24 protein-coding genes are annotated in these 21,907 nt (G+C 41.3%); 14 read left to right on the plus strand and 10 right to left on the minus strand.

The genetic code is table 11. The features are described 5' to 3' along the window. Window positions 1-54: 54 nt before the first annotated feature. Window positions 55-519: a tRNA (uridine(34)/cytosine(34)/5-carboxymethylaminomethyluridine(34)-2'-O)-methyltransferase TrmL gene (gene trmL, locus J8M01_RS00180; RefSeq protein ID WP_192508630.1), complete on the plus strand. Its 465-nt coding sequence runs from the start codon at window positions 55-57 to the stop codon at window positions 517-519. 47 nt (window positions 520-566) lie between these two features. Here trmL and gpsA read toward each other — a convergent pair whose 3' ends face one another. Genes gpsA through J8M01_RS00200 form a run of 4 tightly spaced genes read right to left on the minus strand, consistent with a single transcriptional unit; the run spans window position 567 to window position 2,799 of the window. Beyond that, window positions 567-1,574: an NAD(P)H-dependent glycerol-3-phosphate dehydrogenase gene (gpsA, locus tag J8M01_RS00185; protein ID WP_211056650.1), complete on the minus strand. Its 1,008-nt coding sequence runs from the start codon at window positions 1,572-1,574 to the stop codon at window positions 567-569. A gap of 3 nt (window positions 1,575-1,577) precedes the next feature. Next, window positions 1,578-2,063: a protein-export chaperone SecB gene (gene secB / locus J8M01_RS00190; RefSeq protein WP_119861134.1), complete on the minus strand. Its 486-nt coding sequence runs from the start codon at window positions 2,061-2,063 to the stop codon at window positions 1,578-1,580. A gap of 34 nt (window positions 2,064-2,097) precedes the next feature. Beyond that, entirely contained in the window at window positions 2,098-2,355 is a 258-nt protein-coding gene (grxC, locus tag J8M01_RS00195; RefSeq protein ID WP_010362429.1) for a glutaredoxin 3, read from the minus strand. A 12-nt stretch (window positions 2,356-2,367) separates the two neighbouring features. After that, window positions 2,368-2,799 (minus strand): rhodanese-like domain-containing protein, encoded by a 432-nt coding sequence (locus tag J8M01_RS00200; protein ID WP_192508632.1) that lies wholly within the window; start codon window positions 2,797-2,799, stop codon window positions 2,368-2,370. A gap of 264 nt (window positions 2,800-3,063) precedes the next feature. On the opposite strand from J8M01_RS00200, the gene gpmM reads away from it, so the two are divergent. From gpmM to J8M01_RS00225, 5 genes are all read left to right on the plus strand, one after another. Further along, a complete protein-coding gene (gpmM, locus tag J8M01_RS00205; RefSeq protein WP_211056651.1) occupies window positions 3,064-4,608 on the plus strand; it encodes a 2,3-bisphosphoglycerate-independent phosphoglycerate mutase in 1,545 nt (514 codons plus the stop codon). A gap of 29 nt (window positions 4,609-4,637) precedes the next feature. Continuing rightward, complete coding sequence (locus J8M01_RS00210; RefSeq protein WP_247670918.1) at window positions 4,638-5,744, plus strand: peptidoglycan DD-metalloendopeptidase family protein; 1,107 nt, start codon at window positions 4,638-4,640, stop codon at window positions 5,742-5,744. 37 nt (window positions 5,745-5,781) lie between these two features. Then, the gene (locus J8M01_RS00215) at window positions 5,782-7,005 is read left to right on the plus strand and encodes a S41 family peptidase (protein WP_247670919.1); all 1,224 of its coding nucleotides are present in this window, start codon (window positions 5,782-5,784) and stop codon (window positions 7,003-7,005) included. Between the two features lie 45 nt (window positions 7,006-7,050). Next, window positions 7,051-7,821, plus strand: a complete 771-nt coding sequence (locus J8M01_RS00220) for a divergent polysaccharide deacetylase family protein (protein ID WP_318782629.1) — start codon at window positions 7,051-7,053, stop codon at window positions 7,819-7,821. Window positions 7,822-7,930: 109 nt separating this feature from the next. After that, a complete protein-coding gene (locus J8M01_RS00225; RefSeq protein ID WP_211056653.1) occupies window positions 7,931-8,350 on the plus strand; it encodes a CBS domain-containing protein in 420 nt (139 codons plus the stop codon). Window positions 8,351-8,412: 62 nt separating this feature from the next. Here J8M01_RS00225 and pepB read toward each other — a convergent pair whose 3' ends face one another. Further along, complete coding sequence (gene pepB, locus J8M01_RS00230; protein WP_192508637.1) at window positions 8,413-9,708, minus strand: aminopeptidase PepB; 1,296 nt, start codon at window positions 9,706-9,708, stop codon at window positions 8,413-8,415. Window positions 9,709-9,790: 82 nt separating this feature from the next. On the opposite strand from pepB, the gene sfsA reads away from it, so the two are divergent. The 8 genes from sfsA (at window position 9,791) to J8M01_RS00270 (ending at window position 16,034) form a co-directional block, all read left to right on the plus strand. After that, complete coding sequence (gene sfsA / locus J8M01_RS00235; protein WP_211056654.1) at window positions 9,791-10,498, plus strand: DNA/RNA nuclease SfsA; 708 nt, start codon at window positions 9,791-9,793, stop codon at window positions 10,496-10,498. Between the two features lie 174 nt (window positions 10,499-10,672). Then, entirely contained in the window at window positions 10,673-11,116 is a 444-nt protein-coding gene (dksA, locus tag J8M01_RS00240) for an RNA polymerase-binding protein DksA (protein WP_192508639.1), read from the plus strand. Between the two features lie 12 nt (window positions 11,117-11,128). After that, window positions 11,129-12,034: a tRNA glutamyl-Q(34) synthetase GluQRS gene (gene gluQRS / locus J8M01_RS00245; protein ID WP_210997247.1), complete on the plus strand. Its 906-nt coding sequence runs from the start codon at window positions 11,129-11,131 to the stop codon at window positions 12,032-12,034. Between the two features lie 295 nt (window positions 12,035-12,329). Then, complete coding sequence (gene pcnB, locus J8M01_RS00250) at window positions 12,330-13,625, plus strand: polynucleotide adenylyltransferase PcnB (RefSeq protein WP_211056655.1); 1,296 nt, start codon at window positions 12,330-12,332, stop codon at window positions 13,623-13,625. Beyond that, window positions 13,625-14,107 (plus strand): 2-amino-4-hydroxy-6-hydroxymethyldihydropteridine diphosphokinase, encoded by a 483-nt coding sequence (folK, locus tag J8M01_RS00255; protein WP_211050417.1) that lies wholly within the window; start codon window positions 13,625-13,627, stop codon window positions 14,105-14,107. Before pcnB ends, folK begins: the two co-directional genes overlap by 1 nt. A gap of 33 nt (window positions 14,108-14,140) precedes the next feature. After that, complete coding sequence (gene panB / locus J8M01_RS00260; protein ID WP_192508643.1) at window positions 14,141-14,935, plus strand: 3-methyl-2-oxobutanoate hydroxymethyltransferase; 795 nt, start codon at window positions 14,141-14,143, stop codon at window positions 14,933-14,935. Continuing rightward, window positions 14,935-15,783: a pantoate--beta-alanine ligase gene (gene panC, locus J8M01_RS00265; RefSeq protein ID WP_211050413.1), complete on the plus strand. Its 849-nt coding sequence runs from the start codon at window positions 14,935-14,937 to the stop codon at window positions 15,781-15,783. The genes panB and panC overlap by 1 nt, the downstream gene beginning before the upstream one ends. 11 nt (window positions 15,784-15,794) lie before the next feature. Further along, entirely contained in the window at window positions 15,795-16,034 is a 240-nt protein-coding gene (locus J8M01_RS00270; RefSeq protein WP_192508645.1) for a hypothetical protein, read from the plus strand. A 51-nt stretch (window positions 16,035-16,085) separates the two neighbouring features. Here J8M01_RS00270 and J8M01_RS00275 read toward each other — a convergent pair whose 3' ends face one another. From J8M01_RS00275 to fba, 5 genes are all read right to left on the minus strand, one after another. After that, the gene (locus J8M01_RS00275; RefSeq protein WP_210997252.1) at window positions 16,086-17,054 is read right to left on the minus strand and encodes a phosphate ABC transporter substrate-binding protein PstS family protein; all 969 of its coding nucleotides are present in this window, start codon (window positions 17,052-17,054) and stop codon (window positions 16,086-16,088) included. A gap of 70 nt (window positions 17,055-17,124) precedes the next feature. Next, window positions 17,125-18,459, minus strand: a complete 1,335-nt coding sequence (gene phoR, locus J8M01_RS00280) for a phosphate regulon sensor histidine kinase PhoR (RefSeq protein WP_211050411.1) — start codon at window positions 18,457-18,459, stop codon at window positions 17,125-17,127. A 34-nt stretch (window positions 18,460-18,493) separates the two neighbouring features. Beyond that, window positions 18,494-19,183: a phosphate regulon transcriptional regulator PhoB gene (phoB, locus tag J8M01_RS00285; RefSeq protein ID WP_010362411.1), complete on the minus strand. Its 690-nt coding sequence runs from the start codon at window positions 19,181-19,183 to the stop codon at window positions 18,494-18,496. Window positions 19,184-19,361: 178 nt separating this feature from the next. Further along, on the minus strand, window positions 19,362-20,318 hold the full coding sequence (locus tag J8M01_RS00290) for a porin (RefSeq protein WP_211056656.1): 957 nt from the start codon (window positions 20,316-20,318) through the stop codon (window positions 19,362-19,364). A gap of 506 nt (window positions 20,319-20,824) precedes the next feature. Then, window positions 20,825-21,889 (minus strand): class II fructose-bisphosphate aldolase, encoded by a 1,065-nt coding sequence (gene fba, locus J8M01_RS00295; protein WP_192508649.1) that lies wholly within the window; start codon window positions 21,887-21,889, stop codon window positions 20,825-20,827. Window positions 21,890-21,907 lie beyond the last annotated feature (18 nt).

Below are 21,907 nucleotides of genomic sequence, written 5' to 3' on the forward strand. Positions count from 1 at the left end.
ATCGCACTGGTAACTTTTCGATATACTAACGTTATTACATTATTCGAGGTTACTATGTTAGATATTGTACTATATCAACCAGAGATCCCGCCTAATACAGGCAATATCATTCGTTTATGTGCGAATACGGGCTACGCACTACATTTAATAGAACCGTTAGGGTTCGATTGGGACGATAAACGCGTGAAGCGTGCGGGATTAGATTATCATGAGTTTAGCAATGTGCAACGTCACGCCTCATTTGCTGAATATATGGAAAAACAACAGCCAACACGTGTATTCGCTTGCACCACCAAGGGCACTAAATACCATCATCAGCCAGATTATCAAGCCGGTGACTGCCTGTTATTCGGCCCTGAAACCCGAGGCTTACCTGATGATATTATTTTTTCATTACCAGAAGAGCAACGCTTGCGAATTCCAATGCGCCCAGATAGCCGCAGCATGAATTTATCCAATGCCGTCGCAGTGTTTGTTTATGAGTCTTGGCGACAATTAGACTTCGTTAACGCGAAGTAGTAGCACCATCTGATACAATAAGTGGGCATGTACAAAAAGCGGAGAAGTTACTCCGCTTTTTGTTCTCTGCTAAGCAATGCCATCGCAGCTTCTTTAACATCTTTTTGTTGATAAAGGACTTGATAAATTTGTTCAGTGATCGGCATTTCGATGCCTGAGCGTTTTGCTAAAAGGTAAACCTCTTTGGTATTTCTAAACCCTTCAACAACTTGCCCTATACTATCCATGGCCTCTTGCACAGCAAGACCTTTGCCTAATGCAAGTCCAAAACGGCGATTTCTTGACTGGTTATCTGTACATGTGAGAATTAAATCCCCAAGCCCAGCCATCCCCATAAAAGTCTCTGAACGAGCACCCAATGCACACCCTAACCGACATAACTCAGCCAAGCCTCGAGTTATCAAAGCCGTTCGTGCATTTGCACCAAAACCAAACCCATCAGACATACCAGCACCAATCGCAATCACATTTTTAACAGCACCTCCCAATTGGATCCCAATAAAATCATCATTGTTATACACTCTAAATGAGCGCCCACAATGAAGTAATTTTGCCAGCTCTGCTGCAAATTCATTATGCGTAGCAGAAACGGAAATTGCTGTAACTAACCCTGCGGCCATTTCTTTAGCGAACGTGGGCCCTGACAGTACTGCCAGTGGAATAGTATTCCCGAGTTTTTGTGTCGCCACATCTTGTAGCAATCGACCCGTTTCTGGCTCTAGCCCTTTAGTTGCCCAAGCAACTCTGGCATTGGGTAATAAATCATTTCGAACTTGCTCTAAGGTTTGTCCGAAAGCATGGCTTGGTACAACCACTAAAACGAGTTCACTGGCTTGTACGGCTTTCTGTAAGTTTACTTCTAAAGTCAGAGAATCAGGGAAGGTAATGTCCGGTAAGTAACGTTGGTTCTTGCGCTCAGCTGCTAGCGTCTCAACGTCTTGCTTGTTTCTACCCCATAACGTCACTTTATGACCATTTCGGGCAAAACAAATAGCAAGGGCGGTGCCATAAGACCCCGCCCCTAAAACAGTTACAGCTGTATGTGCTGATGTCATCAATTATGCGTCAGCAGTTTGCTCTGCTTGCGCAGCTCGTTGTTGCATGTACTGAGAAAACAATGCATCAAAGTTAACTGGTGCTAGGTTTAACTGTGGGAAAGTACCACGGTTAACAAGGCCTGCTACTGCTTCACGCGCATATGGGAACAAAATATTAGGGCAATAAGCACCTAGCATATGCGCCATTTGTAGCTCTTCCAATTCAGCAATAGAGAAGATCCCTGCTTGTTGAATTTCACATAAAAATGCCGTTTCCTCACCTATTGTTGCAGTCACAGTCAATGCAAGAACAACTTCATATACATTCTCGTCAAGCTTATTTGAACGCGTGTCCATGTCTAGTTTAACTTCAGGTGTCCACTCTTTTTGGAAGATAGCTGGAGAGTTAGGCGTTTCAAACGAGACATCTTTAGTAAAGATACGTTGAATGTTAAATTGTGCGCCTTCTTGTTGCTCTGCCGCTGCGTTTTGATTTTGTTCAGTCATGAGTGTTCCTAAATTAAATTTTTTGTTTGTATAATTATGCTGTTAGCAAGGTATCGAGTTTACCTTGAGCTTCTGTGGCCATAAGGTCGTCACAACCACCAATATGCTTATCATTGATAAAGATTTGCGGCACAGTATATGCCCCGTTCGCTTTATCAATCATTTCATCACGTAGCTCAGGTTGAACACCAATATCATACTCTGTATATGTGACACCTTTTGCATCAAACAATGCTTTGGCACGATGACAAAATGGGCAGTAATCTTTACTGTATATAACAACCTGGCTCATTGAATTCTCTCTTTATTTTCCTGACGTAGTCGGTAAGCCTGCATTTTGCCAAGCTCCCATACCACCGTTTAATACGTAAACCTGCTCAAATCCAGCTTTATGCATGGTATTTGCGATGCCAGAAGCAGTCATACCTGTGGTACATACCAATATAATGGGTTTGCTTTTTAGTTTTTCAAGGCCAACAAATTCACTTTGTTTTGCTTTTTCAGCGCTTAAATGTTTGGCGCCGGCTATTTGTCCTGCATTAAACTCTTTAATCGCTCTGATATCAACAACCTGACCTTCTTCTCGGTTAACCAACAACGTCAATTGCTGAGGGTTAATTTGTCTAATTGCAGAAAACTTACTTTTTATAAAGCTGCTCACTATCATTGCGACTATCGCCAACCAAATAATACTCAATACAGCATGATTGCCAACAAATTCAATATATTGTTCCATGAACCTTCCAACTTTAATCTCGCAGCAAAACGCAGCGATTATGTATGATTTTTAATAACCCCGAAGTATACATTTTGCGATCACTTGGGTATAGCCCTTTATTAGTCCACCATTAAACAAATCATCATGCCTCCTTATGCTTCACCGCTTGATTTATCATTTGAACCACTCCAACGTGAGCATAAATCATCGTTCACGGGCTGAACATTGATACAAAACAAGGTATGCTAGAGCTAAACATCGTGCCATATTTCAGGAGCTCAAATGACTGCACAGAAAAAACCACTTGTTTTAATGATTTTAGATGGTTGGGGTTACAGAGAAGAAACAGAAAGTAATGCAATTTTAGCCGCTAATACCCCAGTATTAGATGAGTTATGGCAAACCCAACCTCATACACTCATTTCAGGTTCTGGTTTAGATGTGGGTTTACCTGATGGGCAAATGGGCAATTCCGAGGTTGGCCATGTGAATTTAGGTGCTGGGCGCATCGTTTATCAAGACTTTACCCGTATAACTAAAGCCATTGATGATGGTGAATTCGCACATAACCCAATACTTGTCTCCAATATTGACAAGGCTGTTGCAGCCAATAAAGCAGTTCACTTAATGGGCCTTCTGAGCCCTGGCGGTGTTCATAGTCATGAAGACCATATTGTTGCCGCCATCGAATTGGCTGCCGCACGAGGCGCAAAGCAAGTTTATTTTCATGCATTTCTAGATGGCCGAGATACGCCACCCCGTAGTGCCGAAGCATCTATCAAGCGCGTTGAAACTACCTTCGAAGCATTGCAATGTGGTCGATTAGCCTCAGTGGTAGGCCGCTACTATGCGATGGATAGAGATAACCGTTGGGAACGTGTTGAGACGGCGTTTGATTTAATGGTTTGTGCACAAGCACCTAATCACTATAGCTCAGGTATTGAAGCACTGAATGCAGCCTATGAACGTGATGAAAATGATGAATTTGTCACGGCTTCAATTATCCAGCCGCAAGATGCCTCCGCTGCCACAATTAACGATGGCGATACCGTTATATTTATGAATTTTAGAGCCGATAGAGCGCGTCAAATGACCCGTGCTTTTGTTGATAAAGAATTCACTGGTTTTGCTAAAAAGCGCTCTCCAAAGTTAAGCGCCTTTGTTATGATGACTGAGTACGCCGCAGATATCGATGCGCCAGTTGCATTTGCACCTGAAGCACTCCATAACGTACTCGGAGAATGGCTCGCCAAACATAATAAAACTCAACTTAGAATTTCTGAGACGGAAAAATATGCACACGTTACCTTCTTTTTCAGTGGGGGACGTGAAGACCTTTTCGACGGCGAAAAACGAGCTCTTATTCCTTCCCCTCAAGTCGCAACGTATGATTTGCAGCCTGAAATGAACTCTGAACTACTGACCGATACCTTAGTTGAAGCAATTCATAGCGGTGAACATGATGTGATCATCTGTAATTACCCAAATGGAGATATGGTTGGACATTCAGGGGTATTTGACGCCGCAGTAAAAGCCTGTGAAGCTGTCGATACATGTATCGGTCGTGTCGTCTCTGCACTCAAAGAAGTCGGCGGTGAAGCGCTCATTACAGCAGATCATGGTAACGCAGAGCAAATGGCTAACCCTGCAACAGGTCAAGCTCATACAGCCCACACCAGTGAACCTGTACCTTTTATTTACGTTGGTCGTGATGCGTTGCCTCATGCAGGCAAAGCGCTCAGCGACGTTGCACCGACCATATTGCACTTAATTGGTATGGAACAGCCAGCTGAAATGACCGGTACTCCAATTATGACGATAAAATAAGTATGCACTTCTCCTTTCTCAGGTGTGTTTTGTTTTTATGTTTACTGGCCGCAACGTATGTTACGGCCAATGAATCTCGTACAAAGCAAGACTTAACCGAAGTACAAAAAGAGCTTAAAAAAAACCAAAAAAACTATCAACAACAAAGAAAAGCAATTTCAGTTTTACAACAAAAATTGCAAGCACAAGAACTCGATATTGCCAAAAATGCGAAAGCTTTATCGTTAACTCAGCTTGGTATCAATGAAAACCAACAACAGCAATATGCACTTTTAAACGAGTCTAAGCGTCTTAATAATAAAAAGCGAAAATTACAAAACTTACTGGCTGCGCAGCTAAAAAGTGCTTACATGACGGGCACTCACGATTACTCTAAAATGTTACTAAATCAGGAGCTTAGCGCCACATTTGAACGTACTTTAAGTTATTATGATTATTTTAATAAAGCACGTATAACACAATTAGATACTTTGAAAAGCGTCGTTGCACAACTGGCTGAAAATCAAAATCGTCTCGCTCGCAAAAAAAATCAACTAGCGCATTTGCTCACTCAACAAACTGAACGCAAAAGTGCGCTTGCAAAAATGCAGCTACAACGAAAAAAGAACTTAACGACACTAGATGCAACCTTAAATGAAACGCAAGAAGCCATTTCTTATTTAAAAGAGAATGAACAAACTTTACTAAGCGCATTAGAAAATTTAGCTAAAGTAACAGTCCCAGAAGAGGTGGTTCTCAATGGTCTTGCGCAATACAAAGGAACACTCACGCTGCCTAGTAAGGGCCGAATTAAACACCGCTTTGGCCAACGAAAACATGCCGGTATGAGCTGGAAAGGGATCGTCATTCAATCTCCAAATGGACAAGCAATTAAAAGTATCAATCAAGGCCAAGTTGTTTTTGCTGATTGGTTAAATGGATTTGGCTGGGTCATTGTCATTGATCATGGTAGAGGTTTTATGAGCTTATACGGCCATGCGCAAACACTGCTAAAAGATGTTGGTGACCTAGTAACGAGCCAAGAACCAATTGCTTTAGTTGGACAAAGCGGCGGACAATCAAGTTCTGGTCTATACTTTGAAATACGGCATAAGGGAAGCGCTGTCGACCCAGTAAAATGGTGCAGAGCAAGTTAATTGATTAACTGTGCTGCCCAAGACATTGGAGCAGCACATGAAAAAATCACATCAAATCGCAGCGAGCACACACTGCATACTTAATTACTGGCAGATGGCTATAACGACGCTGCTATTTTGCATTGCACTACAGCTACATACGGTCAATGCAGCCACGCAATTTGACAATGAACAAATCAATGAAATTGTCTACCATATCCACACTTATTACGTGGAAGATATTCCGCTTAGCCATATTCAAGCAAACAACATAAACTCACTATTTAAAGATTTGGACCCTTACTCAAAATACCTTTCAGAACATGAACTTGAAGCTATTTTCAGCGCAGCCAATGGTCGCTACACAGGTATTGGAATTGAGGTTGAGCGAGTTGATGAGCGCATTGTCATCGTCAATACTTTACCCGGCTCGCCTGCTGCGCAAGCAGGTATCGAAGGCGGAGATAAACTGGTTGCAATTGGACAAACGGATGTGACGAAAAAAGACATAGCCCATGTATCTAAACTGCTTCGGGACGCCAAGTTCGCAACCATCAACATCACCGTAGAGCGCGCAAAAACCAACCTTACGCTTGCTCTTCGTAGACAGGAAATAAACTTAGAAAGTGTTAGCAGCCAACTGTTAAAAAGCGGAAATGGCTATATTGAATTAAATAGTTTTAATAACCATAGCTATCATGATGTATCACGACACATCAATAAACTTATTAGCAGAAATGGCGCGCCACTAACAGGGCTTATTATTGACTTACGAGATAACCCAGGCGGCACACTCAGCAGTGCGGTGGCTATTTCCGATTTGTTTTTACAGGCCGGCACCATTGTTACAACAAAAGGCCGGTTCTTTGACGCAAACCAGCGTTTCAGTGCAGAGCACGGCGATATCTTAAATGGTGCCCCGATTGTTGTGTTAATCAATGAACAATCAGCTTCTGCAGCAGAAATACTTGCGGGCGCATTACAAGATAACGGTAGAGCATTAATTATTGGCAAACAATCCTATGGCAAAGGATCTGTGCAATCTTTAATTCCTTTAGGCAATGGTACCACCGCATTAAAACTCACAACCGCCCGTTACTTTACTCCGTCAGGGCAATCTATTGAAGGTGTTGGCATTAAACCTGATATCATTATCACGCCACAAAGCCTTTCGAATTTAAGCAAAGACGTTATAATGAATGGTGAACAAACGAACAAAATTACCGTGTTAGCAAAGCTGGACTCGCACATCATGACAGCTAAAAGGTTGCTACAAAAATAACGATTAAAACATATAACAATAATTATAGTAGGCACCGTGTTAAAGATATTTGTTTGGGGGGTTATTTGCTTTTGCTTAGCGCTCGCACCTAGTTATGCAAAACAAATTGCCATCGTTATTGATGACGTTGGCAATCATGAACGTGATCTTGAGCTTCTGAACCTCCCGGGCCAGTTGTCTTTTTCGATCTTACCTCATACACCATACTCGCAACTATTTGCTCGCTTAGCGAGTAAAGAAAATAAAGAACTCCTATTGCACGTGCCAATGCAATCCATCGAAAATAAGGTACTCGGTCCTGGCGCCCTAACGCTAAAGATGAACAAATGGCAGTTACAAACAACACTTGGCCATGCTCTTGCAACACTTCCTCAAGTAAGAGGCGTAAATAATCATATGGGATCAGCGCTTACGCAATATATTACCCCTATGAACTGGACGATGGAGGTACTCAAAAAACGAGGTTTATTTTTTTTAGATAGTCGTACAACAGAACAAACACAAGCCCAGCATGCAGCTAATTTATACGGTGTGAGAAACATCGGACGCCATGTCTTTTTAGACAATGTCCCCACAGAAGATGCGTTACAATCACAGTTAACACAGCTCAAACTCCTTGCACAAAGTCAAGATTCAGCCATTGCGATTGCTCATCCATACCCAACCACTATTTCATTTTTGAACAAAGCTTTACCTGAGTTAATTGCGCAGGGTTTTGAACTTGTGCCGGTTTCCCAGCTCGTCCAACATAAATATATTCAGTTAGCACAACAACAAAATACGCACTTACCTAACAATCGACGAGGGATTAAATAAAACATTTATACCGATTAATTGATATCGCTCAGGTATTCCCCACTTTACTCTTCAAATTTCGCCAGCTTCAGTTATAACTAATATACCAAGTTTAATTATAGGTATCCGAATGCTACAAACAGTTTCTGATTTGATGACACATAAGCCCTATAGCGTCAATCAAGATCAATCTTTACGTGATGCTCACGATTTAATGCGCACCAAAAACGTTCGACATATTCCTGTTACTAATGAACAAGGCTATCTCTGTGGTATGTTAACCCAAAAAATTATGATTGCTGAAGTAATGCGGATCATTGCCACCTATGGGCCGACTGCACTTGAAAGAAAAGAAAAACATACATTAGTAAGTGACATTATGGCCACTGACTTTGTTTGTATTGGACCTGAAGAAAATTTGAGTAAAGTAGCACAATTTTTTGTTGATAATCGCCACGGGTGTATGCCTGTAACTAATGTTCAAAAAGAGCTAATAGGGATATTAACCTCGTCAGATTTTGTTCGCTTGGCGGCTGCTTTGCTCTCGTAAAACACAGCGGGTAAATAAAAAGCATGCTTGGCATACTCTTTATTTACTCACTAAAATACAATTTATGCTTTTTCTTGTAATGTTCTGGCTATCGTGCGCATACCCAATGTCGTTGCTCCAGCAGCCCATTGCCCACCAGCACTATTTTGAAATGCAGCAGCTAAATCAATATGTACCCAACCTTGACCTTCATTTGGAACAAACCGAGCCAAAAAGCCTGCTGCATTTGACGCACCACCAAAACCACCACCTTTTTGTGCTCTGCTATTAGCAGTATCAGCATACGGTGAAGGACAGTTATTCTTGTGCCACGGCTCTAAAGGCAACGGCCATGCGGCTTCAAATTCATCACTGGCAAATTGTTGAACATCATTAACTAACGCTTTATCTAATCCAAATAAGGCGTTATATTCTTGCCCGACCGCTACCAAAGCTGCACCCGTCAATGTTGCTGCATCAATGATAAGCTCCGCTCCCGTTTCACCCGCAGCCATCAAGCCATCAGCCAATACTAAGCGCCCTTCAGCATCAGTGTTAACAATCTCGACCGTTGTGCCATTTTTATAGGTCAAAATATCGCCAAGCTTATATGCGTGACCTGAAATTAAGTTTTCAGCACAACATAAAAACAACTTAATACGCTTTTTCATACCACGCTGGATTGCCAAAGCAAGACCGGCCGTGACCGTTGCAGCACCACCCATATCGCATTTCATACCCAGCATACCTTCGCTAGACTTGATTGAGTAACCGCCAGAATCAAACGTGATCCCTTTACCAACCAATGCAGCACTCACCGGCGCATCTTTATCCCCTGTCGGATTGTAGTCTAACTCCAACAATACAGGGGGACGTTCACTACCTCGACCAACCTCATGGATGCCTATCCATTGTTGCTCCAGTAGTGCTTTACCTTTGATGATCTGATAACTCACATGCTCTGGCGCTAAAGATTGAATAAACTCTGCTGCATTTCCAGCCAAGCTTTCTGGATACACATCTTCAGCGGTGCCGTTAATCATGCTGCGAGCCCACGTTGCAGACTTCTGTAACGCAATCAATTCATTCAAATCTGACTGTGCATTTTCAATGAATGTAACGCCACTTAACTGTTTAGGACTAACATAACCTTGATAAAACGCCCATTGAGATTCGGTACACCACACATCGCCCAAAAGCGTCACATTTTTTACGCCTTGCTGCGCAATACTTCGTGCGGCCTTTTGAACATTTTTCAATGTTTCAGTTTCTTGCAAGTGAATGGTTGCACCATCTTCAGTGAATGACAGGCTTGTGCCTTGCCCCCAATGAGGGGCAGCAGCTTGCTCACTTAATCGAACAATAAATTTATCAGACATTTTATCCTAACCTTAGCGCTTATATAATGTTGAGCAGTGTACACTAGCCCTTTACATCACCCAACTGACTTGCGATTAATATATGAAATTTTCTAGTACATTAAGTCAAGCCCGATTAATTAAGCGCTATAAACGATTTCTCGTTGATTTAATTGACACTAATGGTGTTGAATTCACAGTTCATTGCGCTAATACAGGTAAAATGACTGGGTGTGCTGACCCCGGTTTTCGAGCCTATTACTCAACGAGTGACAATACAAAACGAAAATACCCCCACTCTCTTGAAATAACTAGCAACCATCTTAAGCAGATGATTTGTGTAAACACCAATCATGCAAATAAAGTGGCTATTGAAGCCATTAAATACCAAAAAATACCTGAACTTAGCGATTATCAACACACGCATAGCGAAGTTAAATATGGTAACGAAAATAGCCGTATCGATATCCTATTAAGCGATGATAAGAAACAAGATTGTTATGTCGAGGTCAAGTCGGTAACTCTTTTAGAGCAACAACAAGGATATTTTCCAGATACCCAAACACTTCGCGGGCAAAAACATATCCGAGAGTTAATGACTATGAAACAACAAGGAGATCGGGCCGTACTTTTATTTATTGTTATGCACAGTGGTATCAACTCAGTAAAACCAGCAGCACATATCGATCCCGAATATGCTAAACTGCTTGTTAAAGCAAAAGAAATTGGTGTTGAAATTTATGCTTATAACACCATAATCAGCCTTGATGAGATAAAAATAAAACAACGTGTACCGATATTAATGGCTTGAGTTTTAAAAACCAGCCCCCATATCGCTGCTCATTAGAATTTAACCTCTATGACTGATTCTTACCCACTCAATTGTTAACTTTTGAGACAAAGTATTTGCTAAGGGTGTGAGATTCTGCTATTTATAGCCGCCGGCGTTAGCTGGGGTGTTGTGTTAAGGATTTAGGAGAATGCTATGCCAGACCAAAAGAAACTAGGGTTGTTGGCTCAAGCCGGTTTACAACCATATCAGGAAAAACCAGGCGAAGAATACATGAATGACGTACAACGTACGCATTTTAAAGCAATATTAGATGCATGGCGTAAAGATCTACGTAATGAAGTTGATCGTACAAAAACGCATATGCAAGATGAAGCAGCAAACTTTCCAGATCCTGTAGACCGTGCAGCGCAAGAGGAAGAGTTTTCTTTAGAGTTACGTACACGTGACCGTGAGCGTAAACTGATTAAGAAAATTGAGAAAACACTGCAACTGATTGAAGATGATGACTTTGGCTTCTGTGAGTCTTGTGGTATTGAAATTGGGATCCGTCGTTTAGAAGCCCGCCCAACAGCTGACTTATGTGTCGACTGTAAAACACTGGCCGAGATTAAAGAAAAACAAAACGGCAGAGGTTAAACTCTGCCATTTATGCTAACCCCAGCATTACCCATCCAAGGGAGCTATCGTGGCCGGTTTGCTCCTTCGCCATCAGGATCACTGCATTTTGGTTCACTTGTAGCTGCACTCGCAAGTTATTTAGCAGCTAAAGTACACGATGGTCAGTGGTTAGTCCGTATGGAAGATATAGATACCCCAAGAATGCTTAAGGGCGCTGATAGTGATATTTTACGCACGCTCGATGCTTTTGGCTTACATTGGGATGGAGAAGTCGTTTACCAAAGCCGTCGGCATGACTACTACAACGATGCGTTAAACACACTCCAACAACAAAATTTAATTTACGCCTGCACATGCACACGCAAAGAAATTAAATTACAAGGCGGTTTATATACAGGGCATTGTCGTCACGCTAATCACCCTCCGACAAACAATGCACTGAGAATTAAACAACATCACCCCATATTACAATACAACGACATGGTACAGGGTAAAGTCTATACGTCTGAGCAAATAGCTCACGAAGACTATATCGTTAAACGCCGTGATGGCCTTTATGCATATCAACTCGTTGTTGTACTCGACGATATAGATCAAGGTATTTCTCATATTGTTCGTGGTGCCGATTTACTTGAACCCACCGCTCGACAGTTAGGTTTATTTCAACAACTGGACCACACTCCACCTGAATTTGCCCATATTCCCGTGATTGTAACTAAACCAGGGTTTAAATTGTCAAAACAAAATCACGCGCCTGCAATTAATGAAAGTAATCCAATTCCAACTTTGTGCTCAGCCCTTAAATACTTGGGCGTCGAGACACCTGAAGACATCATGCATACCAATATTGATAATATTCTACATTGGTCACAAGCACACTTCAGCTTAAGCGCGATTCCTGCTGTTTCTGAACGTCAATTTATAGAATACGCCTGATCTACGATTATTTATCACCTGTAACTTAATTTTTTCACGTTGCTGGTATATCATAGCGAGCCTTGCAAAATTGCCTACACTGTAAGCGGTTTCAAGCAACCACCTTAGGCGCCGTATTAATTGCTGATAAATACAGTGATTAACCACTAATAAGTGAGCCTAGTATTAAGTCGAGCATGCATCGGTATGAGTTTTTAGGAGACAGGTTATTATTTCTAAGCTATTAAAATTTTGCAGACAGCTAGTCAATGGTGAGAAAAGCTCATCAGATCTTGTCACCTGTACTGACCCTCAAGTGGTTCCCCGCAGTGAGCACAGTATTTCTCGCAAACAATTTAGCCCAAATGCAATCAAAGTACTTTATCGCCTAAAAGATGGCGGTTACGATGCCTATTTAGTAGGTGGTTGCATTCGTGATATTTTGTTAGGTGTTGAGCCCAAAGACTTTGATGTAGTCACCAATGCAACTCCAGAACAAATAAAAAAGTTATTTCGCAATTGCCGCCTAATTGGTCGCCGGTTTCGCTTAGCCCATATCGTTTTTGGACGTGAAATTATTGAAGTTGCTACCATGCGCGGCCACCACGAAGCCAGTGCCAGTAAAAATCAAACCAGTCAGTCGAGTGAGCATGGCCAATTACTGCGTGATAATGTGTATGGCACGATAGAAGAAGATGCTGAGCGCCGAGACTTTTCTATTAATGCACTTTATTATTCTATCAAGGATTTTACTATTCATGACTTTGCCAATGGTATGAATGCCATTGCCAATCGAAAAATAGAGCTGATCGGTGACCCTGAAACACGTTATCGTGAAGATCCCGTGCGCATGTTAAGAGCGGTGCGATTTGCCACCAAGTTAGATATGGAAATAGCACAACCAACGAAAGCTCCTATTTCTGAACTAGCTGATTTGCTATCGCATATTCCTGCAGCTCGTTTATTTGAAGAAACATTGAAATTATTTTTAAATGGAAAGGCCGAAGCTAATTATCATATGCTACGTGAGTTTGGTCTATTCAAACAGCTGTTCCCTGCTTTAGACGATATTATCGAAAATAGTGAAACAGGCTTTGAAACGCGCTTTATTGCTCAAATGTTTGCTAACACTGACAAACGTATTAATGCAGAGAAAAAGGTTACGCCAGCGTTTGTTTACGCCGCTTTATTGTGGTTTCCACTATTAAAACGCAGTGAACAGCTACAACAAGAAAACATGCCTATTTTTGATGCCTACGCACAAGCTATGAATCATGTCTTGAGTGAAAACGCACAAAGTGTAGCAGTACCTAAGCGATTTACACTCGGTGCAAGAGATATTTGGCATATTCAATTACGCTTAGATAAACGTGGTGGGCAACGCGCATACCGGATCAGTCAACAGCCTCGTTTCAAAGCTGCTTTCGATTTCTTGTTACTTCGAGTTGAAAGTGGAGAGCAAGAACAAGCTGAATTAGCTGAGTGGTGGACAAACTATTTACAACAAGATATAAACGGTCAGAAAGAAATGGTACGTTCATTAGGCCCTAGTGAGTCAAACAAGCCTCGACGTCGCTTTCGCCGAAAGCCTAAAAAGAAGCCTAGTGAGTGATGAGAACTGTCTATATAGGGTTAGGCGCTAACCTAGATAACCCTAGCGCACAGCTTCACAGTGCAATAGCAACTCTTAAAAAAGTAACGACCTGCGAGCTGCTGGCTGTCTCTAAATTTTATGCTTCAAAGCCAATGGGGCCTCAAGATCAACCTGATTACGTGAATGCAGTGGCTAAATTGACAACGTCGCTGGCCCCTGAGCCATTTTTAGATGTTTTACAGTCAATCGAGTTAGAACAAGGCAGGCAGCGTAAAAATGAACGTTGGGGTGCGCGCACTTTAGATTTAGATATTTTGTTATTTGGCAATGAGGTGATTGATTCTCAAAGATTAGTCATCCCACATTATGGGTTATGTGAGAGAGAGTTTGTGGTCTACCCCTTACTCGAGATCGAACCATACCTCGTTTTACCTGATGGTCGAAAACTACAGGACGTCAGTGAACACGTTGCATTAAATAACTTAATAGCACTTAATTAATGAAATGATTACTGTATATCAAGGGGAATGGACATGGCTAAAGTAACAGTGTCAACGTTGGCGAAGATGAAACATGCGCAGAACAAAATTACGGCGTTAACCGCCTATGATGCAAGCTTCGCAAAATTATTTTATGACAATGGCGTGGACATTGTGTTGGTTGGCGACTCACTTGGTATGGTATTACAAGGCGCTGATGATACGTTAGCAGTGACCACCGATGAAATTGCTTACCATACCCGTTGTGTGCGCGCTGGAAGTAAAGAACTATTTGTGGTCGCAGACATGCCATTTATGAGCTATGCAAATCCACAACAAAGCTGTGATAATGCTGCTAAATTAATGCGTGCTGGTGCCAATATGGTGAAGTTAGAGGGTGGCGAATGGTTATATGAAACTATTCAAACTCTCACCCAACAAGGCATTCCTGTATGCGGCCATTTAGGCCTTACACCACAATCAGTCCATGTGTTTGGAGGTTTTAAAATACAAGGTCGAGAACAAGCACAGGCTGATAAAATGGTTGCTGACGCACAAGCCTTAGAACAAGCTGGTGCACAGCTACTCGTCATTGAGTGTATTCCTTCAGCACTTGCCAAACGTATTTCTGAAGCCGTTAATATTCCAGTCATTGGCATTGGGGCAGGTAAAGATACCGATGGACAAATATTAGTAATGCATGATCTTGTTGGGATTTCTGCGGGTTATATTCCTAAGTTTTCCAAAAACTATTTAGCTGAAACGGGCAACATGCCAGAAGCAGTTAAACAATACTGCGCCGACGTTAAATCGGGCACCTTTCCAACTAGCGAACATGAGTTTAGTTAATGCAATCAACCTCAGAAATTAAATCATTACGTAGCCAAATTAAAGCGTGGCGACAGCAAGGGCTGAGCATTGCATTTGTACCAACAATGGGGAATTTGCATTTAGGACACTTTTCACTTGTTGAAAAAGCCAAAACACTCGCAGATAAAGTTGTTGTCAGTATATTTGTCAATCCTATGCAGTTTGGTGAAAATGAAGATTTAGATAATTACCCTCGCACCCTAGACGAAGATAAAAAAGGGCTAGCAGAGCTTGGCACTGATATTGTTTTTACACCTTCTGTTGCATCTATATACCCTAATGGCTTAAGTGCTCAGAGCTATGTCGATGTGCCTGGTATATCACTGGGTTATTGCGGTGGTAAAAGGCCTGGCCATTTTAAAGGCGTTGCAACCATCGTGACGAAATTATTTAACATGGTACAACCCGATTTCGCATGTTTCGGTGAAAAAGATTATCAGCAACTGCAAGTCATCAAAACCATGGTACGCGACCTTTCGATGCCAATTGAAGTTGTCGGTGTTGCAACACAGCGAGAGTTCTCAGGTTTGGCAATGAGTTCTCGTAATGGCTATTTAAGCGAGACTGAGAAGGAAACAGCGAAAGCGCTTTATCAATCCCTACTAGAGATCTCGACTCAACTTAAAGCGGGTAACCACAACTTTGCTCAATTAGAAGCCGATGCAAAAGTGTCACTAGAACAAAAAGGTTTAAAAGCTGATTACTTTGCTATCGCAAATAAAGATACACTAAATCCTGCTACACTTGGAGATGATCACTTGGTGATCTTAGCGGCTGCCTTTTTAGGATCAGTACGCTTAATAGATAACTTACAAGTCTCTATCTAGAAGGAAGTAAGATGAAAACTGTACTGTCACTCTGCGCAATATTACTATTAAGTGCATGCCAAAGTAACAATTCAGCAGAATTGAATCAATGTGCTCAACAAAATTATCAATGTGAAACAAGCTGTGTGAACAGTAATACACCAGAAACAATGTCACATCAAATATGTAATAATGAATGTATTGAAACTTTTAACCAGTGCAAAGTTCAAGCCCAGCAACTGACGAAGAGTAAAACTCGGCAGTACCAATAAGTTAATTTTACAAAAAAACCGCTCAAATGAGCGGTTTTTTATCTGTTATTCCTACAGTAAACCAAGTTTTTTCAGTTCAACGGTCGCCATTTTGCTTGAAAGTGGTACATAACCATCTTTCTCAACAATTTTTTGTCCATCTTTTGATAAAACCATTTTTAGAAATTCAGCTTCAATAGGTGACAATGCTTTATTCGGGTGCTTATTTACATAAACATATAAAAATCGAGATAATGGGTACTTCCCTTTAGCAACATTTTCTAATGTAGCATCAACAAAGTTATTACCTTTTTTAGCTAATGGTACAGTACGTACACCTGACGTTTTATAACCAATACCCGAGTAACCAATAGCATTCACAGATGATGAAATTGACTGTACAACAGATGCCGAACCAGGCTGTTCATTCACGTTATTACGGAAGTCGCCTTTACACAGAGCTTTTTTCTTAAAGTAACCGTATGTACCTGATACCGAATTACGTCCATAAAGTTGAACATCTTTGGCAGCCCAATCTCCAGCTAAACCTACGTCACTCCAACGCTTAACTTCGTCTGTAGCACCACACTTACGTGTTGATGAAAAAATAGCGTCAACTTGATCAATGCGTAAGCCTTCAATCGGATTATCTTTATGTACAAAAACGGCAAGTGCATCAATAGCTACACGGACTTCTGTTGGTTTATATCCATAACGTTTCTCAAAGGCTTCAATTTCTTTTGACTTCATTTTTCGGCTCATTGGGCCAAAGTTAGAAGTTGCCTCTGTTAATGCTGGAGGCGCTGTTGAAGAGCCAGCTGCCTGAATTTGAATATTCACATTAGGGTAAATACGTTTGTACTCTTCAGCCCAGAAGGTCATCATATTGGCAAGGGTATCAGAACCAACTGAAGAAAAATTACCTGAAATACCACTCGTTTTATTATACTCAACTAGGTTTTTATCTAACGCTGACGCCTGTGTTGCGACAAGTGTTGTTACAGCTACGCCCATAGCGGCGACTAAACTTTTGAATTTCATTTGGGTTGCTCCAATTGTTCTTCCCATTAAATAACGCGATTTATTCTGCCGCGACTTAATGACAATAAAATTACTCTAAAGTGACAGTTTCATGACTTTCACCATCTGTCATAATTTTTACTTTATCTTGCGTGAAGGAAAAAGAAAAACATGATCCTTCTCCCAACGTGCTTTGGATCTCTAAACTAGAATCATGCCTTGTTAGCACATGTTTAGTGATTGCTAACCCCAACCCAGAGCCACCCGTCTTACGGCTACGTGCTTTATCAACACGATAAAAACGCTCCGTCAATCTATGAATATGCTCAGGGGCAATACCATCACCATTATCTTTCACTGAAAAACAAGCTGATTTATCATTGTACTGCCAAGAGACAACGACTTTGCCATGTGGTTTTGTATAATGAATCGCATTAAACACCAGATTAGAGAATGCACTGCGTAATTCATCAGCAGACCCTAAAATATCTAAAAGTGGATCTACATCAAATACAACTTCGTGCTGCTTGTCTTGGTTAACAGATAATGCTTCAGTTTGAATTAAGGCAAGCATAGCAGGTACATTAACGGGCCTGTCTTTCTCATGTCGCCTTGCACCTTCAATACGTGATAATGATAATAATTGATTTACTAGGCTATCCATGCGTTTGCATTGTTCAATCATGGTTGTATGCGCTTTCTCCCACATCATAGGCGGTGGCATATTATCAGCATCCATCATTTCTAAATAACCCGTAACAACCGTCAATGGTGTTCTCAGTTCATGTGAAACATTTGCCACAAAGTCTTTACGCATTTGTTCTAGTTGCTTTAAACGCGTGATATCCCGGACAACCATCATCAACTGTTCAGCATATGGCATAACACGAAATTCGAGTACCTGATCATTTGCATGGCTTGAGTCTAGCTCTAACGGCTCATCAAAGTGATGCAGTTGCATGTATTTAACAAACTTAGGATCCCTGATCAAATTATCTAATCGCTGACCGTGATCTGTTGGCCACTGCAACCCAAGCACTTTTAAAGCAAGTTGATTACACCACACAATACTGAGATCTTGTTGTAATACTACAACCGCATCGGGTACCGCCTCTGCACCTTCGCGGAAGCGGCGTATCAATTCTGCTAACTCATTGCGCTTTTTGCGGTTTCGATGTTGTAAATGATATATTCCTTCAAATATTTGTTCCCATGCCCCTTCACCTTCAGGAGGGTTAAAGCTTCGTTGGTTAAGCAACCAATCACTTAATCTATATAGCTGGTGATAATGCCAAAGCAGTAAAGACAATGCACCTATAAACAATAAAATAAAAGGTGCACCAATCAAAATACCGATCAAAGTTAGTGGTAAAAAATACAAAAACAGGCGCTTAAACAACGCCTGTTTATTAATCACTCGGTACATATACGATGGACCCTAAATATAATTCATCATGCCGCTACAGTTTACTTGAAAACCGATAGCCGGCACCGCGCACAGTTTGTACTAATCTATCATGACCCAGAGGTGCTATCGCTTTACGTAGACGACGGATATGTACATCAACAGTACGATCTTCAACATAGACATTAGTACCCCAGACATGATCAAGTAATTGCTCTCGGCTATATACTCGCTCTGGGTGTGTCATAAAGAAGTGTAACAAACGAAACTCGGTCGGTCCCATATCTAACTCACTGCCAGCCGACGTTACACGGTGTGATATAGGATCAAGGCGCAGACCATGAACTTCGATGGCCTCCTCTAAAGAAGTCGGCGATACTCTACGGATCACTGCTTTGATCCTCGCCATCAATTCTTTTGGAGAAAAAGGTTTCGTGACGTAATCATCAGCGCCAACCTCTAAGCCTTTTACTTTGTCTTCTTCTTCACCACGCGCAGTTAGCATAATAATTGGTATCTGACGCGTATATTCACTTTGCTTAAACTTTTTCGCGATTTGAATCCCACTACCACCGGGTAACATCCAATCCAACAGCACCATATCTGGGTATGGTTCGACCATCGCCGTAATTGCTGAATCGTAATCTTCTGCTTCAATCGCTTGAAACCCATTTTGTTCCAGCACAAATACCAGCATCTCCCTGATAGGTGCTTCATCATCAACTACAAGTACTTTACGTGACATTCCCAATATTCTCTTTCATTACCGAAGATGTTTTCATTATTATGACTAAGTGTGACAGTTTTATGAAAGTGTAACGTGGATCTACAAAACCTGCTAAAAAATCGCTTAACTATTTGCGCTAAACGATTTTTTTAACAAGGTATTATGACTATATCATGTCATTTTTTAGGAAGTTTTTTTAAAAATCATAACGTAATGTTAACGCCATGTGATCTTGATCTGCTGAGTTATCAAGATCAAATTTGGAATACCATAAATACATACGCGCTTGTTTAGATAGCTTTTTCTCAACACCTAACGACGTCGAGTTTCCAGAATCTTTCAATTTACCTTCAGCACCATCGGTGTCTTGATATTGAGCTAATAATTTATAACTATTCGGGAGTTTATACGCGGCACTGACAACAAAGCTATCAACAGAATCATCACTATCCACTTTTTCACTTTGCTGGTATAAGCCACCTAATGTCACATCGCCTAGCTTTCCTTGCAATACAACCCGTGTAATGTCGCGTCCAGCAACTTTTGAATCCCTAGCAACACTGGCGTAAACAGGTGTTTTTTTCAATTTACTATCACCGTACACGCCCGCAATAGATACCCCTGTTTCTCCATCTTGTTTACTGTTATCTTCCGCAATATAGCTAACCACAAACTTCATATGGTTAAGTGATGGAGAGGTATATTGAATCGTATCCCCTAGGCGGTTTTCCCCTGCAAATAGCGACTTAATATCAGAGGCAAAGTCATTCATTAAATCAACTTTTCCTTGTGACTTTTTTACTGGAGTGTCATTTCGTCCAACAAGTACTTCCCCGTAGCTACCTTTTAACCCAACATATTGCGACCGGGCGGTGATGTTATCGCCATCTTTACCATCTTTATCGTTATCAACTGGATTAACTTCGAATTCATATTTAAAGAAAACATCAACACCCTCATTTATCTTCGCTTTACCCTTAAGGCCCATCCTCGATGCATAGCTTTTAATCGATGTTTCATCTTCATCGCCCGTATCGCTAAACTGTAAACCGGCGTGAACTCGACCATAGACTTTAACTTCATTCGCTAGCGTAACATCAGATATTACAAGCAAGCAGAGTGTAAAAAGAGAGAGTAATAATTTGGTTTTCATATTAGCGCAGCCTCATAATTGTAAGAGGAAAACACCGAGTCCATACGATGCTCATATAATTATCGTCTAAGTTAAAAACTAGCTGTAATTCTAAATAGATCAAGTCAGTGATTAGGAACAGATCAAATTTATATCAACCCAACTTATCAGGATCAAAATCTTACTAACGCGATCCTGTTTGGGATCAGTTTTTTACTAGCTTTACGCCACTTTAGTTAGATCAAACAGTATAAACATAATGACTAACACGGCGTAAACCAAGTGAAATAGGCATTAAGCCGTGATCAATTAGTACAATCTTGATCTACATTGGATATCGTTAGTACAATCGTGATCCCAACATGATCTTAACATCAACTTGCTCTAATTGGGGCCCTGAGAATAAGTTATTACTGTTTTTTATCAATACATTATGAGTTTACCTGTGAATAAAGAAAGTTAATAAAATAATGATCCAAAAAAAAGCCCCGTATTCGGAGCTTTAATTTAATCAGGTGTGTTAGTTATTATTTGATCTGTTGATCAAGTTCACCCGATAAGTACTTCAAGTGCATATCGTCTAATGAAATTGGTTTGATCTTAGCTGCATTTCCTGCTGTACCAAATGCTTCATAGCGGTCAACACAAATTGCGGTCATTGCTTTCGTTGCTTCAGCTAAGTATTTACGTGGGTCAAAGTTAGCAGGATTCTCTGCTAAATGACGGCGAATTGCCCCCGTTGAAGCTAAACGTAAATCGGTATCAATATTCACTTTACGCACACCGTGCTTAATCCCTTCGATGATCTGCTCTACTGGCACACCATACGTTTCAGGAATTTGGCCACCATGCTCATTGATCACGGCTAACCAATCTTGGGGAACTGAAGAAGAACCATGCATTACAAGGTGTGTATTAGGGATCCGTGAATGGATATCTTTGATTCTGTTAATCGCTAAAATGTCCCCTGTCGGCGGACGTGTAAACTTATAAGCGCCATGAGATGTACCACAAGCAATTGCAAGCGCATCAACCCCTGTTTTACTTACAAAATCAGCTGCTTCCTCAGGATCTGTTAGTAACTGATCTAAGCTTAACTTGCCAACTGCACCAATACCATCTTCTTCACCAGCTTCACCGGTCTCCAATGAACCAAGCACGCCTAGTTCACCTTCCACCGAAACACCACATGCGTGTGCCATATCAACTGTGCGACGCGTAACATCTACATTATACTCGTAACTTGAAGGCGTTTTACCATCCTCAAGCAAAGAGCCATCCATCATCACAGATGAAAAACCAAGTTGAATTGAGCGCTGACAAATTCCAGGTGATGTCCCATGATCCTGATGCATTACTACTGGAATGTGAGGCCACTCTTCAACGGCCGCAAGGATCATATGACGAATAAATGGTGCACCAGCATAAGCGCGTGCACCAGCTGAACCTTGAACAATAACAGGACTATTTGTCTTGTCTGCTGCTTCCATAATGGCGCGCATTTGCTCTTGGTTGTTTACGTTGAAGGCAGGAACGCCATAACCATACTCTGCTGCATGATCAAGTAATTGACGCATACTGATTAAAGCCATATTGCTTTCTCCAATAGT

The organism is Pseudoalteromonas sp. MMG005, assembly GCF_018101015.1.
GTDB lineage: Bacteria > Pseudomonadota > Gammaproteobacteria > Enterobacterales > Alteromonadaceae > Pseudoalteromonas > Pseudoalteromonas aurantia.